At 59.1% G+C, this 15,591-nt stretch carries 11 protein-coding genes; 2 read left to right on the top strand and 9 right to left on the bottom strand.

Annotated elements, in window-relative coordinates; translation table 11 throughout:
• The first annotated feature begins 45 nt into the window (after positions 1–45).
• Positions 46–705 carry an IMPACT family protein gene (locus QU660_RS02350; RefSeq protein WP_304946744.1) on the top strand — a complete coding sequence of 220 codons (660 nt, stop codon included), beginning with the start codon at positions 46–48 and terminating at the stop codon, positions 703–705.
• Positions 706–850: 145 nt separating this feature from the next.
• Here the strand turns inward: QU660_RS02350 and QU660_RS02345 are convergent, their stop codons facing one another.
• Genes QU660_RS02345 through QU660_RS02315 form a run of 7 tightly spaced genes read right to left on the bottom strand, consistent with a single transcriptional unit; the run spans position 851 to position 11,886 of the window.
• Positions 851–2,194, bottom strand: a complete 1,344-nt coding sequence (locus QU660_RS02345) for a tetratricopeptide repeat protein (RefSeq protein ID WP_304946743.1) — start codon at positions 2,192–2,194, stop codon at positions 851–853.
• Positions 2,191–2,337, bottom strand: coding sequence for a hypothetical protein (locus tag QU660_RS02340; RefSeq protein WP_304946742.1), 147 nt, complete (start codon positions 2,335–2,337; stop codon positions 2,191–2,193). The genes QU660_RS02345 and QU660_RS02340 overlap by 4 nt, the downstream gene beginning before the upstream one ends.
• Entirely contained in the window at positions 2,334–3,578 is a 1,245-nt protein-coding gene (locus QU660_RS02335) for a bifunctional folylpolyglutamate synthase/dihydrofolate synthase (RefSeq protein WP_304946741.1), read from the bottom strand. Before QU660_RS02335 ends, QU660_RS02340 begins: the two co-directional genes overlap by 4 nt.
• Positions 3,579–3,590: 12 nt before the next feature.
• Positions 3,591–6,230, bottom strand: coding sequence for a valine--tRNA ligase (locus tag QU660_RS02330; RefSeq protein ID WP_304946740.1), 2,640 nt, complete (start codon positions 6,228–6,230; stop codon positions 3,591–3,593).
• A 40-nt stretch (positions 6,231–6,270) separates the two neighbouring features.
• Entirely contained in the window at positions 6,271–7,086 is an 816-nt protein-coding gene (locus tag QU660_RS02325) for a hypothetical protein (protein ID WP_304946739.1), read from the bottom strand.
• Positions 7,077–8,303, bottom strand: a complete 1,227-nt coding sequence (locus QU660_RS02320; protein ID WP_304946738.1) for a DUF5716 family protein — start codon at positions 8,301–8,303, stop codon at positions 7,077–7,079. Before QU660_RS02320 ends, QU660_RS02325 begins: the two co-directional genes overlap by 10 nt.
• Positions 8,278–11,886, bottom strand: coding sequence for a DUF5717 family protein (locus QU660_RS02315; protein WP_304946737.1), 3,609 nt, complete (start codon positions 11,884–11,886; stop codon positions 8,278–8,280). The genes QU660_RS02320 and QU660_RS02315 overlap by 26 nt, the downstream gene beginning before the upstream one ends.
• A 110-nt stretch (positions 11,887–11,996) precedes the next feature.
• On the opposite strand from QU660_RS02315, the gene QU660_RS02310 reads away from it, so the two are divergent.
• Complete coding sequence (locus QU660_RS02310) at positions 11,997–12,506, top strand: DUF4364 family protein (RefSeq protein WP_304946736.1); 510 nt, start codon at positions 11,997–11,999, stop codon at positions 12,504–12,506.
• Here QU660_RS02310 and yihA read toward each other — a convergent pair.
• Both yihA and lon read right to left on the bottom strand, forming a co-directional pair.
• Positions 12,489–13,112: a ribosome biogenesis GTP-binding protein YihA/YsxC gene (gene yihA, locus QU660_RS02305; RefSeq protein ID WP_304947209.1), complete on the bottom strand. Its 624-nt coding sequence runs from the start codon at positions 13,110–13,112 to the stop codon at positions 12,489–12,491. The genes QU660_RS02310 and yihA overlap by 18 nt on opposite strands.
• A gap of 28 nt (positions 13,113–13,140) precedes the next feature.
• A complete protein-coding gene (lon, locus tag QU660_RS02300; protein ID WP_304946735.1) occupies positions 13,141–15,573 on the bottom strand; it encodes an endopeptidase La in 2,433 nt (810 codons plus the stop codon).
• Positions 15,574–15,591 lie beyond the last annotated feature (18 nt).

Raw genomic sequence — 15,591 nt, 5'->3', positions numbered from 1 at the left:
ACCGTTGTCGGCGCGCTTTCTCATTCACCGGCCAAGGAGGTCTTTATGTCGGAAACGAAGCTCTGCACCCTGCTGAAAGGCGCGCAGGGCGAATTTGAGGAAAAGAAATCCCGCTTTCTCTCGCAATGTTTTTGCGTGCGGCGCGAGGAAGAGGTCGCAGAGATACTCTCTACCCTCAGAAAACAGCACTATGACGCACGCCATGTCTGCTATGCCTATATCCTCAACGGAAACCCGCCCGTTGAAAAATCCTCGGACGACGGCGAACCGGCAAAGACCGCCGGTCTCCCCATGCTAGACTTGCTCCGCGCCGCCTCGCTCCGAAATACGCTGATCACGGTGGTGCGCTACTTCGGCGGCACCAAGCTCGGCACGGGCGGCCTGGTGCGCGCCTATACGGCGGCCGCCAAGGAGGCGCTGAATGCCTCGGTCACGGCAGAGATACTCCCCGCCGTGCAGCTTTCCCTCTGCTTGGATTACGGCTTTTACGGGAAGGTAACCCGCCTCGCGGAAGATTGCGCCGGAACGGTGCTCTCCCTTCAGTTTACGGAAGCGGTCTCCTTCTGTCTCCTCTTTCGGGAGGCGGACAGCGCGCGCTTCCTCACCGCGCTCACCGAGCTCTCCGGCGGGAGTGTTGCCCCGGCGAAAACGGAAACGCTCTTTGCCGTGGAAACGGACGGCAAACTCTGTGCCCTGTCCTTATAAACGGACTGAGACGTTTTCCTTAGAACATACCCAACTCTTTTTGTCCTATAACTCTTGATTTGACATCGCAACGAAAAAAGTCCCCCCTCTACCGTTTTTCTTCGGTAAAGGTGGGACTTTTGATTTTGTCTCCCGTCAGAGATTTTTAACGTATTTTTTCGCTCTCCGCCTGTCTCGCAAGCTCCGTTCCCGGGAAACGCGTGCCGACTTCTTCGAAGAAGCTGTTTGCCGTATCGTTGTCGCCGAGCTCCTTATAGGCCATGGCCTTTCGGAAGAGCGCCGGCGCATAGTTCGGGTTGATTGCGAGCGACTTATCATAGAGATCGATGGCGCCCCGATAATTTCCCGCCTGATACTGCACTTCGGCGCGGCTGTAGAGGCTCAAATAGCCCTCGCTGTTCATTCGTCCCGCAATCGACTGATAGATTTCCGTCACCGAGACCCCGCTGCCGTCGTCGATGTCCGTGAGCTGTGACACGTCCAGCGTCGCATAGAGCTCGGCCGCTCGGGCAAAGTCATTGTTCCGGATATCGTTCACAATGCCGACCAATTTCTGGTACTGGGAAATTTTGCTGTTTGCGCCGTCGGTCAGCATATCGACCTCGGCCTGCAGGGCATTTTTCTCCTCCTCGGCACTGCTGTGGTTCTGCTCCGAATCGCGCACCGCACTGTTCGCGGAGGCGAGCTTCCGGTTCAGTTCCCGAATCTCCGCATTGTGCTGGGAATTCAACTCCGCTCGCTTGGTCGGCATATAGAGAAAGACGATGGCCGCCGCACCGATCAGAAGACCTATGCCGATATTCAGCGCGGTCTGCCAGCCCGTGCTCTCCCGGTAGGTCGAGGGAATCAGCACTTCATCGTCCGACATCTCCCGGTGCGAATAGGTTTTCGACCCGTTCTGCACCTCTTCGCGCGGCTTGTCCTGTTTTTTCTGCACGCGGCGCAGTTCCTGTGCCGCGGCATCCGCATAGCGCACCGCTGTCTGGTTCATGCGGTCGGTTTTTCGCACCAGGCGCAGGTAGTGATCCGCGCGCTTATAATCGCCCGCCTCTATGTAGAGAAGCGAGAGCAAAAGCCCCGCCCGCACATAGTTCGGATGCTGCGCCACAATGCGGGCAAGCTGATGAATCGCAAGGTCGTAGTTCCCGCGCTGTGCCGCATCGAGCGCCACATTGTAGCGCTCGATCATCGTAGCGAAGGATTCGAGCTGACCGCCGCGGCGTCTGACATCGTCGAGATAAAAGACCGCTCGGTTATTTTCGGTGCGAAGGTCTATGCTGATAACCCACTGCACGAGCGCATCACCGACCTCTCCCATCTCATAGAAAATGAGTCCCAGGAGATTTCTGGCCTCGATTAAATTCTTATTGAGTTCCAGGGCACGCTTTAAATACGGCACCGCGCCGGATAAATCCCTCTGTTTGGCGAGCCGCAGTCCGCGGTTGTAGCAGCTGTTTGCCGCCCGATCGCAGCGCTCAAATACATTCATGCTTCTGTCTCTCCGCTCCGCTTTAAGAGCTCCATCATAATATCCTTCATATCCGTGAGATCGCTGCGGACGATGGCGTCCTCCACCGCCGAGATTTCAAGGCTCGAGCGGTAGTTGCGAATCTCCTCATCAAAATTAATCATTTGCCTTCCTCCGCCAAAATTTCACCGATCAAATAGAGCGAACCCGCAATGAAGAGGATCTCATCCTCCCCCTGCTCCGCCCTTGCACGCCGGTAGGCCGCCGCGACGCTATCGCTGCCGCAAAGTTCCGTTCCGCCCGCCTCACGGTACAGCGCTTCCAGTGTCTCCTCGGATGTTTTCCGCGCGGATGCGAGCGGTGCGAGGTAAATGCGTGTGGGCTGCAAGACCTTCACAAAGGTCTCGGCAATGGCGTGAAGTTCCTTGTCCTGCACCGAAGTCGTGAGGAGCAGGGGCTTCTTGCCGCGTTGCGCAGCGAGCGCCGCACCTGCTTCCGCCATGCGCTGCACGCCGTCCGCATTGTGCGCGCCGTCCAAAAACACATTGGGCTTCAATTCCTGCATTCTTCCGGTCCATACCGTTGCGCGGACAGCCGCCGGAAAATCGACTGCCTGTAAGCGCTCTCTTGCCTCACCGCCGATAAGCGTCTTCAAAACTTCGAAGGCCGCTTCCGCGAGCGCCGCATTTTCGCGCTGGTAGGCCGCCGGCAAAAAGGAAAAGCGCGTATCCCTCTCCTTCGGCGCGACCGGGTAAGCAGGCGCCTGCATCTCCCGCGCCTTATCGGCAATGATGTCCGTGACCGAAGGCACGGCGTCCAAATAGACCACGGGGACAGCATTCTTAATGATGCCCGCCTTTTCGGCCGCAATCTTCTCGACCGTATCGCCGAGATACTGCATGTGGTCAAGGCTTATGCTGGTCAGGACGGTGAGACAGGGAGCGCAGCTGTTGGTCGCGTCAAGCCTTCCGCCGAGCCCAGTCTCGAGCACTGCGACTTCACAGCCCTCCTCCCGGAAAAGGAGCATGGCCATGTAGTAGAGATACTCAAAGTAGGCGGGAAAATTCCGGCCGGCCCTAAGCTCTGCCTCCCCTTGGCGCTTCACCGTCTCCGCGGCAGCCCGAAAGGCTTCCGAAGAGACCATCTTCCCGTCGATCAGAATGCGCTCTCGTATGTCCACGAGATGCGGCGAGACAAAGGTGCCGACGCGGTAGCCCGCGCGAATCAGCGCCTCCGTTAAGTACGCACAGACCGAGCCCTTGCCGTTGGTCCCCGCGACATGGATGATGCGGAACGCGCGATCCGGCGCGCCGAGTTCATCCAAAAAGGCACGTACCTCCGAAACCGAAGTCTTCTTTTCGCCCCACATCGGCAAATCGTCGGGGCAACGCCTCACTTCCGCCATGGTTTTTCCTCGTCAGTCGCCGAGCAGCTTTCTCTGCTCTCTCACCTTTACAAGCATTTCCTCATACTTTTTACGCTTCTCCTGCTCGGCAGCGACCTTATCGGCCGGTGCCTTTGCGAGGAACTTTTCGTTCCGGAGCATGCCGTCCGCGCGTGCAATCTCATTCTCGAGACGCTCTTCCTCCCGCTTTAAGCGCTCCTTCTCCTTCTCCACATCGACCAAATCCGCAAACGGAATGTAAATCATCGCACCGGGAATGACGGCCGAGACCGCGTCCTCCTGAATGCCTGTCTTGTCCTGCTGAAGCTTTACCTCCGAAGCGCGGCCAAGCACACGGAAGAAATCTTCCGCGCGGCGGAAGCTGTCGAGCACCGCCTTGTCCTCCGAGACCACAAAGACTTCCGCCTGCTGTCCCGGCGCAACGTTCATCGAAGTGCGAATGCGGCGAATTTCGCGCACCGCGTCCTTGATGCGCTCCACCTCGGCAGCGTCCTCCGGGAAGGAGAAACGCGCTTCGCACTCCGGCCAAGCGGAAATCATGATGCTCTCCTCTTCGTTGAGGCTTAAGAACACTTCCTCGGTGATGAAGGGCATGAAGGGGTGGAGAAGCTTCAGCGCGCGGCTTAAGACCTCGCGGAGCGTCCAGAGCGCAGCCTCGCGGGTCGGGTCCTCCTTGTTCCAGAGGCGCGGCTTCACCATCTCGATGTACCAGTCGCAAAACTCCTCCCAGATAAAGTCATAGACCTTCTGGAGCGCAATGCCGAGCTCGAACTTCTCGAGGTTCTCCGTGACTTCACCCGTGAGGCTGTTCAGCCGGTGCAGCACCCAGCGGTCCTGCGGAAGAAGCGCCGAAGCTTCGGGCTCCGCCGGCATGGTCTCGCCGAGGTTCATCTCGATAAAGCGCGCCGCATTCCAAATCTTATTCGCAAAGTTGCGCGCGGATTCCACTCTCTCCCAGTAGAAGCGCATGTCGTTGCCCGGCGCATTGCCCGTCATCAGGGTGAGGCGCAGCGCATCCGCGCCGTAGCGCTCAATGACTTCGAGCGGATCGATGCCGTTTCCGAGCGACTTGGACATCTTTCTGCCCTCGGAATCGCGCACCAGACCGTGAATCAACACCGTGTGGAACGGCAGCTTGCCGGTCTGTTCGATGCCGGAGAAGACCATGCGGATTACCCAGAAGAAGATGATGTCATAGCCGGTCACCAGCACATCGGTCGGGTAGAAGTAGCGGTACTCCGGCGTGTCCTTCGGCCAACCGAGGGTCGAGAAGGGCCAGAGTGCCGAGCTGAACCAGGTGTCAAGCGTGTCCTCATCCTGGCGGAACTTGTGTCCGCCGCAGTGCGGGCAGCTCTCCGGTGCCTTGGCTGCGACCACGACTTCGCCGCAGTCCTCGCAGTAGTAGGCGGGAATCCGGTGTCCCCACCAGAGCTGGCGGGAGATGCACCAGTCGTGAATGCCCTCGAGCCAGTTTAAATAAGTCTTGCCGTAGCTCTCCGGCACAAACTTGAGCTCGCCCGTCTTCAGCGCCTCAATGGCCGGCTTTGCCATCTCCTCCATCTTCACAAACCACTGGGGCTTGATCATGGGCTCAATGACGGTCTTGCAGCGGTCGTGTACGCCGACCGCATGGCTGTGCGGCACGACCTTCACGAGAAGCCCCGCTGCCTCGAGGTCCTTGACCATGGCCTTTCTCGCCTCGTAGCGGTCCATGCCGTCATAGGGCGAGCCCGGGCAGCGCACGGTCGCGTCGTCGTTTAAAATCGTGATTTCCGGCAAGTTGTGGCGCTTGCCCACCTCAAAGTCGTTCGGGTCGTGCGCCGGCGTAATCTTCACGCAGCCGGTTCCGAATTCGGGATCCACATAGCTGTCCGCGATGACCGGAATCTCCCGCTCCGTGAGCGGAAGCTTTAACAGCTTACCGACCAGCGCGGTATAACGCTCGTCCTCCGGGTTCACCGCGACGGCGGTATCGCCGAGCAGGGTCTCCGGTCTCGTGGTCGCGATTTCGACATAGGCGCCGTCCTCCCCGACGATCGGGTACTTGATGTGCCAGAAGAAGCCGTCCTTGTCGACGTGCTCGACCTCCGCATCGGAAATCGTGGTCTGACAGACCGGGCACCAGTTGATGATGCGGCTGCCGCGGTAGATATAGCCCTTCTCATAGAGACGCAGGAAGACATCCTGAACCGCCTCCGAGCAGCCCTCGTCCATTGTGAAGCGCTCTCTGTCCCAGTCCGCAGAGGAGCCGAGCTTCTTCAACTGGTTGATGATGCGGTTTCCGTACTCTTCCTTCCAGTCCCAACACTCCTCGAGGAACTTCTCTCTGCCGAGCTGCTCCTTGTCTCTGCCCTCTTTTTTGAGCTTCTCGATGACCTTGACTTCCGTCGCGATGGCCGCGTGGTCCGTGCCCGGCTGCCAGAGTGCGGAGTAGCCCTGCATTCTGCGGAAACGAATCAGGATATCCTGCATCGTATTGTCGAGCGCATGGCCCATGTGCAGCTGTCCCGTGATATTCGGCGGCGGCATGACTATGCAAAACGGCTTTTTCCGCTCATCTACCTCCGCGTGAAAATAACCGCGGTCCATCCAGCTCTGATAGAGCTTATCTTCAATCTCCGAGGGAGTATAAGTCTTCGGAAGTATTTTCATATTCAGTCCTCTCTGATTTCTGCTGATCTCGGAAGCGCACTCAGACCATGCTGCGGTACTCTTCTCTCCACTGCGCTATGATTTTTTTCTCCAGCGCCCGGCGCTTTTCGGCATCCTGTTCCGCAAGTATGGCCGCGACCTCGCGCACCTCAGGCCCCTCCGCGGCGCGCGCCTTCACCGCGCGGAGTTCCTCGTCAAAGCGCTCCTTCTCTGCCTCCCTTAGGGCGGGAAGCTCTTTTTCAAAGCGCTCGCGCAGCGCCTTATCCGGCTCGCTCTTTGCGAGAAAATACATGCGCTTCACGATGTCCCTGTCTTTTCTGAGTGCATAGGCGCTTTGAAAACATTCAAAGGCGCGCTCCGTTAAAAAGAGGTTCGCGAGTGCCGCGCCCTCTCGGTCGAGGAGCGTACTCTTGGTCGCACGGTCCAAACTCTCCTTGGAGAGCGCGCGCTCATATGCCGCAACGGCCTTTCCGTATTTTCGGAGCGACAAAAAAAGATCTCCCTTTTTCTGCTCCGCGCGCTCCTTCGGGAACGCCAGATATTCTTTTACGCTCTGGGCAAACAGGCTTTGCTGCCTGGGGCTCGCATAGCCGCCCCGCGCGAGAAAGCGCGACAAAATTTCATCGCTCTTCGCCTTTTCGCGCTGCAAACTCCTCAGTTCCCGCGCGAGCTCGCTGTGTCGCGCCCCGCGCGAGAGAAAGGAGAAGAACTTTTCTCCCACGAAGTTGTCGAGAAAGAGCGGCGGGTACTTGAGTATCAGATAAGAGAGCTCTTCCAGCGTCTCCACATTAAGACCGAGCTCCTCGAGATAAAGTTTCTCCCGGGGATTGGTCTCTTTGATCCATATCAGTCCCACAGCTCTACCTCCTGTTTGCTCTCCTTGCCGCTCGGCGGGAAAATTTCACCGAAGCCCGCATCGACCAGCGTAAATTCCGCATGCCTCTCATCCGAGAAGCGGAAGCTTAGGTCGATATAGCAGCTCTTATCCTCGCGTTCCGGCAACACATCGAGCGCCACCGGAAGGCTCTTGACAACGCGCGCGCCGTCCGAAAGAAGGACTTGCAAGTCCTTTCCGTCCTCCGGAAGAAAACGGAAGCGACCTCCCGCCGTCAATAAGGCCGCGCCGCGCTCCGCGAGCACCAGTTCCCGCTCCTGTCCCTCCTGCTTTACGAGCAGCGAGAGGCGCACGGGCGCACGCCCCTTGCAGACAAAGCGTGGCAATTCGCGCTTTTCGACCGCGGCGCGGCCGGCCAGAACAGCCCCTGTCGCAAAGACATTCTTGTCCTGATAGAGCTTTCTCTGCCCCTTACAGACCGAACGCTGAAAGTTCTGCGACCAATCCATGCGGTTAAAGCCCGCTCCGGTCAAAATGACACTGGCAAAGTGGCGGTTTCTCAGCACCTTCTCCGCATTGGTCGCGAGCAAATGATCCGCATAATTCTCTCCCTGACTGTTGTTCAAGAGCTTCAGGGTAAAGGCCTCTCGCATGTTCTGCGTCTCCGCAAGCAAGACGTCTTTATTTTTTTCTTTTTTGCTTCTGCCGGCGTAAAACGCAAACGACTTCTCCTCGAGAGCGTAGAGCCCTACCTCGCCCGCTTCGAGCAGTGCCGGCTCTCCGCGTAAAAAGTGAAGGAAACTCTCCTCCCGGCTGATGATGCGGAGCGTATCCGCCGGAAAATCGTACTGCGAAAGAAGCGTGCGCAATTCCCGCACGAAAGAAAGGCGATATTCCGGCAACACCAGCACCGTGTACGTTGCCTCACCCTTCTCTTCCCCGATAAGCTCCCGCTTCGCGAGCTTTAAAAAGCGCGCCAACAGTTCGATTGCGCGGTACTCTGTCCCTTCGACCAGGATGCTGCCCCCGCGCTCACTCCCGGCGAGCAAATTTTCCGCCATGCTCCCCAGTCCCGCAAGCGCCTTTTCGCAAGCCTCGCTCCCGACGTACCAGTTCTCCTTCTCCTGCTCGCGGAAGATGACTGTGGCAAGGGAGAGCGTGCGCTCACGCTCTCCCGAAGAAAACAGGAGCGTGCTTTCGCTGTTTGAGAGATCAATCCCCAGATATTGCATTGCCATCCGCTCCTCTCTGTGCTCCTGTCAAAACCGTATTTTCCGCATTCAAGGCAAAGAGTTCGCTCCGTGCCTCACGCGCCGCGGCGTAAGCCGAAAGTTCCGCCGCAAGACTCTCCTCCTCACCGTCCAGCATAATTCCCATCCGGTTGAGGCGTGCATAACCGCTGCCCTGTGCCGTGCGCGCCGCACTCTCCCGGAGTACCGCACGCTGTACCACTTCGCCGCTCTCCGCCTCCGTCACGCGATACTCTTCCGTCTCACCGGCAAAGAGCACCGTGCTCCGTTGATAGATGCGCCCAAAGAGCTTTTTGCAGTCTGCGCGGCGGAAGTTCTCTTCCCCGGGCAAAACGCGAGACTCGATGAGGTAGCGCTTGCCCTCCTCTCCGCGGAAGGTGAAAACAGCGCGCTCCGAAAGGCTGTCCGGCAAGTTCACGCTGCCGGAGAGTTTCTTTGTCTCCGGTACGAAAATATCCCGTTCGGCGAGCGACTGTAAAAAGCGCTCGGCGAGTTTCTTTTCTCTGCTTCCGAGGCTCTCAAGCGACACATAATACTTGAGCAGCGCATAGGCGTAGAGTTCCGGAAGCTTCGGCATCTGCTCGGCATAGTCCTCCATGGCCCGCGCCTGGTCTGCCGTGAGCGGAAGGTCCGAGAGAACGTATTCGGCCGCACAGACCGTAAAATAAGCCTCCGCGAGTTCACGCTGCACCGCCCCCTGCTTCTCGCAGCAGGCGAAAATCCAGCGAAGTTCGCTGCGGTCACCGAGGAAGAGCTGTTCCGCGAGAAGACGCGCCGGCAAATCTCCGGCCTCCGCCCCCTGTTCTTCGACCGCGTGGAGCAGTTCGCGCATCTCCGCACTGCCGCCGTTATAATTCGCCGCCAGATAGTTGAGTATCTCGACGCCTGCCTTGCCGCTCCGAAATACCGCGAGCGCAAGCTTGGTGAAGCACTCGTCCGCGGCTGCCTTCTTGCTTCGAAGAAGCTCGGTGAGCAGCTGCCGTAAGGCCTCTGGATCCAGTTTGCGCGGCAGGTACTCCTGTACGAGCTCATAGGCCTCCTGCCACTTTTCGCGCTGCACGAGCAGCGCAAAAATCTCGGCGCGCTCCGCCTCCGTAAAGAGTGCCTTGTCGCTGCTCTGTAAATACGCCTCACAGCGCGACTTGTTCGCAAGGAGGGCGGCGCGTATCTCGCGCTTACAACTCTCCGCGAGCGGCATTTCCTCCAGACCGTAGCGCAGGCTCTTCACAGCCTCATCGTCCAAATTTTCCGCGCCCTCTCGGGCACGCTTTAAGAGTTCTTCCAGCCTTCTGAGCAGTACCGCAGGCTGTTCCGGCTGAAGCAGCTCGCACTGTTCCAGATATTCGGGCAGGTCAAACAGCGCCTCCCGCTTCAACGCCTTCGGCGCGCGCCGGTTGCCCGCGCTGTCTTCCGTGAGCAGTATGACCCGCGGCGAATAGAGCGGAATATAGGCCTCTCCCCGCAGGAAATCGACCTGCTCCTCTTTTTCCAATTCCGGATAGACCGCAATCAGACGGTGCGCCTCGGCCCGCTCGTCCGCGACATAGTGGGTGAGCAGAATGCGCGGCAGTTCCGCCGCAAGGCGCTTGTCTATCATGCCTGGCCAGAGCAGGGCGCGGTAGATTTCCGCAAGGCTGCGGCTCACCTTACCCGAAAGCAAGCGCTTTAAGCCGAAGTCCTCGATTTCCCGGCGGTACTCGCGCCAAATGCCGGACTCGTTTTCCCGGTTCTCGCAGACTTTCTTGTAGAGCTTGGTTAAACTTTCTTCTTCGAGCGTATTGTCGAAGAGGAAGTATAAGAGCAGTTCCCGCGGAAGCGGCTCGGCCTCATCCTCCGGCATACTCTCAAGGAGGGCCTCGTAGAGTCCCGCAATGCGGAGGTCCAAGCGCACGGCCTCGCGGTACCAGCGATAGGCCTCGCGGTCACGCGCGCCGCGGCGCAGCGCACCGCGCACAAAAACTTCCAAGAGTTCCTGCTGCGGCAATTTCTCATAGACCGCGCGAAGCACACGCATCGCCCCCCGGCCCCAGCTGTCCGTTTCGGTTGCAAGCGCAGCCACCCGCCGCGCAAGCGGCTTGGTCATGGCCTGTTCGCGGAGTAAAAAACGAAGGGCCGCAAAGGTATCCGGTCCGAGCGCCGTCAAAGGCTCCTTGTGCTCGCGAAGGCTCTTCGCGAGCAAGGAATAGAGATAAATGCTGCGGCTGCCTTTGCGATAGCAGAGTTTTAAAAGTTTATCCCACTTTGCGGCGCGAACTTCCGGATAGCTCGGGTCAAGGAGCAGCAGGAGCGGCAAGAGTTCCGCATCGCCATCCCGCGTGAGCTCGCGCTCCAGGCGCTCGCTCGCACGCAGTTTTCTCTGCTCGTCTCCGGATAGGAGGCTGCGCAGACTGTCCGCGAGCACAAGCTTCTGCCGCTCCGCGCTGTGACTCACACTTCCCGAGAAACTTCCGTCCAAGAGCGCAAGATACTGCTGCGCCCGGGTCGTATTGCCACGCGCCGCCAAAAGTTCCGCCGAGAGCAGCGCTGCCCGCTGGGCATCTACTTCTTTGTCGCGCTCGGCTTCCCGGAGCGCTGCCTCCGCCTCTCCGAGCTGCTCACGTTTTCCGCTGAGCAGGAAGAGGGCATAGGCGCTCCGATAGCGCAGCATATGTCTGCCCTCCCGCGGCTCGTTCGCACGGTTCTGTCCCGCCGCGCTTCTGCGCTCCTGTGCGCCCGCAATCAGCGTGAGGCGTACCGTGCGGCAAATATCCCCGCTCGTAAAGACCAGTTCGCCGATATTCTTGCCCTCGTGCAGGGCATTTCTGTCAATGTCAAAAAGATACGGAAAGCGCTCTCCGAGCACTTTCTCCGGCGCAATGCTGCGCTGACTCAAGCGGAGAAAGTCTCCCCGCGCCTCGACCGCAATCGGCAAGAGCAGGGCTTCCCCACTTTCCAGAAAGACCTTTCCGCTCCGCGCGGTGCGCGGCAAGAGTTCGCTCTCCGCCGTTGCCCGGAAACTTTCTCCCGGTCTTTCTCCGAGTGCCGCGAGAAAACCGTCCATGCCGCGCGCCGTGTCGCTGCTCTTTGAAAATGCGCGGTAGAGCGCGCTCCGCTCCGCATCCCGAAGGAAGGGCGCACTCCGGAATTCCCGGTACGCAAAAATGCGAAGCGCCGCCTCGCGGTCTGTCTTCGCAACTTTTGCAAAATCCTCTGTGCTCTTTAGACGCTCCAGAAGCTCCGTGCCCTGTCCGTCTGTCACAGTGAAGCAATATTCTATTTTTTTCTCACCGCCGTCCGTCACAAGTAAAATGTGACCGGCGATTTCATCTCCCACTTCCAGGTAGCGAGCGTCCGCCGTGAGACGAATTCGATTTCTGACGCCGCCAAAACTTTCAGTCAGCACCCGAACGCGAATGTCATCCGAGTACGCAAGTCCCTTCAGCTGTATCCCATTTTCGCTGTCCGCATGAAACTCCGCGCTGAGCATCTCCCCGCGCCGCACAGAGAGACGTAAGTTCTCCGGACGCACGGAAAGCACAGGCACTTCTGAGTTCAGTACGCCCCGCGCAAGTCGGTTGATCCTCTCTCTCATCGCCTTCCTCTGTGCCTCCATATTACCGCAAGATATTTTAACACACTTCCCCTTGCTTGCAAAGCTTGCTATACTTGCCGGGATTGGAGGTACGCATGCTGTCCGAACCCATGACACTTTATAAACTCATGATACTGTATCTGTTGAAGCAGGTGAACACCGCGCTCGCGGAGCACCGCATCACCGAATTTTTCCTGTCGCGTGAATACACGAGCTATTTCACCCTGCGGCAGGCGCTCGCGGAGCTCTGCGAGGCCGGGCTCGTTCTGGCAAACAGCACGGCGTACGGAAGCCGCTACACAGCCTCACCCGAGGGACTTGAGACCCTCTCCTTTTTCGGAAAGCGCCTCTCCCGGGAAATCTGCGACGATATGGACCGTTTTCTCTCGGACAATATGCTGCGCATCGAAAACGAACGCAGCGTGCGCGCGGAATACCGCCTGACCGAGACCAAGGAGTACCGTGTCCGCTGTGAACTCAGCGAGGGCAGTACCGCCCTCCTCTCTCTGGAGCTCAGCGTTCCCGAGGAAGCACAGGCCGCCGAAATCTGCCGGAATTTCCCCCTGCACCCGGAGCGCGTGTACCGCCTGCTCCTCAACGAATTACTCCCGCGGGACTGAAACCTCCCCCGCCATCTCCGCGACCAGACGCAGCAAGTCCTCTCTTCCCTGTTTTGTGACCGAAGAGAAGAGGATGAGCGGCGTCTCTCTTGTTGCGCCGAGGGTCTCGCGGAGCAGCTTTTTCTGCTTCTCCAGCTGACTCCGCTTTACCTTATCCGCCTTGGTTCCCACCAGCACGGCAGGCAGTCCCTGCTCCAGTATCCAGTTGTACATCAGAATATCGTTTTCCGAAGGCGCATGGCGAAGGTCCAGGAGCAGGAAGACCGCGCGGAGCTGCTTGTCCTCATTTAGATAGCGCTCTATCATCTTACCCCAACTTGCCTTGACCGCCTCGCTCGCGCTCGCATAGCCGTAGCCCGGGAGGTCCACAAAATACACCGCGCCGTTCACGCGATAAAAATTGATGGTCTGGGTCTTACCGGGTTGCGACGAAGTCCGCGCGAGCGCCTTGCGGTTTACAAGCGCGTTTAAGAGGCTCGATTTGCCCACATTCGACTTTCCGGCAAAGGCAAATTCAGGGAGACTGCTTTCCGGAAGTGCGCTCGTCACGCCAAGCACAAACTGCAGCACGGCATCCTTAATTTGGCTCTTCCCGTCTTCGCCGATCAGCGGGCGGTATACCGCCGGCGGAACTTCAATCCCCTTCTTCTTCTCCCTCTCCTTCTTCACACTCTGCCGCTTTTTCCCAAAGGCACCTGCCACCGAAGGGCGTACTGTTGTCGTCTTTTTCTCCATCTGTCTCTTCTCCCCGTCCTGTCAGCGCAAGCGCCGCAAGTTCCCGAAATTCTTTGATATAGTGAATCGTAAGTCCGGCCGTAATTTCAGGCGGCAGCCCCTCTGCCTCGCCGCGGTTCTCAAAGGGCAGTGCAAGTTCCGTAAAGTGCTCCCGCGCAGCGGCGAGCAACTTCTCCTTGAGCCCGCCAACCGGCAGTATGTGCCCGCGGAGCGTAATTTCCCCGGTCACCGCAAGGTCTGCGCGCACGGGTGCTCCGATGCAGGCCGAGAGCAGTGCAAGCGCCATCGCGGCACCGGCACTCGGCCCGTCCTTCTGCACCGCCCCCGCGGGAATGTGCAGGTGCACATCCGCTTCGCGGAAAAAGGCGGCCGGAAGCCCGCGTCCGATTGCTTCCCGCTTTGCGACCGCAAATGCCAGTTCCGCGGACTCCCGCATCACGGCCCCCATCTGTCCGGTCGGCCGAAAGAGCCCGCGTCCCCGGTTCACATCCACCTCCACCGAGAGCGCCACGCCGCCAACGGCTGTGTAAGCGAGACCGTAGGCAAGGCCGATTTCCGCGCGTCGGTTCATTCTCTGCTGCGGATAACGCGGCTTTCCGAGATAGTCGGACAGCGTAGCCGCCGTCACTTCGAAACGCTCCGCTTCGCGCAACAGCAGTTTTCGCGCGCATTTTTCCGCAACCTCACGGAGCGAACGTTCCGCGGCGCGCACCCCGGCTTCGCGCGTGTATTCCCGTATGAGCTTACGAAGGGCCCCGTCGGTCCAAGTGAGCCTATCCTCGCTAAGGCCCGCGTTTCGTCGCGTTCTCGGCAAAAGGAAGCGCTTCGCAATGTGAAACTTCTCCGTCTCGGTATAACTGTTTAAGTGCACGAGGGTCATGCGGTCAAGGAGCGGTGCCGGGATGCCCTCCGTCGTATTTGCGGTTGCCAGGAAAAAGACCTGCGAGAGGTCCATGGGCAGTTCCGCATAGTGGTCGCGAAAATTTCGATTCTGCGCACTGTCCAGAACTTCGAGGAGCGCCGCCGTCGCCGCCATTCCGCGGTACTCCTTCGACAGTTTGTCGATTTCATCCAGTAAAATCAGCGGGTTCTTGCACGCCGCGCGCCGCAGCGCATCCGCGACCCTGCCCGGCATTGCGCCGACATAGGTTCTGCGGTGTCCTCGAATTTCCGCTTCGTCCTGCACGCCGCCGAGGCTGATGCGGGCAAAGCGCCGCCCGAGCGCCTCTGCAATGCTGCGCGCAATCGAGGTCTTGCCGGTTCCCGGCGGCCCCACGAGGCAAATCACTTCCTGCGCGGCCTCCGGATTCAGTTGCCGCACGGCGAGGGAGTCCAGAATGCGCTCTTTGACCTGTTCGAGGCCGTAGTGATCCCGGTCCAAAATTCGCCTTGCCTCCCGAAGGGAGCTCTTGCACGCCGCACTGCGGTCAAAGGGCAGGGAGAGCACGGTGTCCAAATAGTTCTGCTGCAGGGCATACTCCTGCGTGCCCTGCGGCAGGCGCGCAAGGCGCGCCGTCTCGCGGAGCAGGCTCTGTTTCACCTCGGCACTTGCCGTGAGCGCAGCAATCCTGCCCTCATAACTCTTTGCATCGGTCTCTGCCTCCGCGGCCTCCCCGAGCTCCTCCTGTATAATGCGCAGCTGCTCCCTTAGCATGAATTCACGCTGACTCTTGTCAAGTCGCAAGCGGAGTTTCTGCTCATACTCATGCCGCATCCGCACGACATCGATTTCGCGCGTCAGCTCCCCGGTCAGCACCTCGTAAAATTCCTCACCCGTATTGCACTCGAGCAGGCGCTGTCCCGTCCCCCAGGCCCAGGGAAGCTGTGAAGAACTGGCCCGAAGGAGCTGCATGAGCCCGGTCTCGGAAATGAGACGCGGCAAATACCTCTCCGCAAAGCCCTTGTCCTCGCGCGCATAGAGCTGCAAATAGCCCTTCAGCGCGCGCAACATGGCCTCGGTCTCCTCGCCGTTCTTTTCGATTGCGCGGAGCGGCGCATTGAAAATCTCGGCCTCATAGGCCTCGCCCTCCAGAACCAGCTGCTCCACACTGCAGCGCCGTATACCGAAGAGCATGGCGCGCCGCGTGTTGTGCGAGGTCCTGGTGAGCGACCGAATCTGGCACAAGGTGCCGTAGCGATAAATTCCGGTTTCGCCGGGATCGATCTCCTCCGGATCTTTTTGCGCAACCAAAAAGATAAGCCCGTCCCGTAGCATGGCCGCCTCCACCGCGGCAACCGTCCGACTGCGGCTCAGGTCAAAACGCGCCACAGCGCCCGGAAGGACAACCTGCGCACGCATCGCTACCACAGGATAACGTTTTCTTGTCCTCATGACCTCCTCCTATCTCAG

The sequence above is a fragment of the Stomatobaculum sp. F0698 genome (genome assembly GCF_030644385.1).
In the GTDB taxonomy this organism is placed as follows: domain Bacteria; phylum Bacillota; class Clostridia; order Lachnospirales; family Lachnospiraceae; genus Moryella.
The sequence above is the reverse complement of the archived record's forward strand: the minus strand, read 5'-3'. Positions and strand labels throughout refer to the sequence as shown.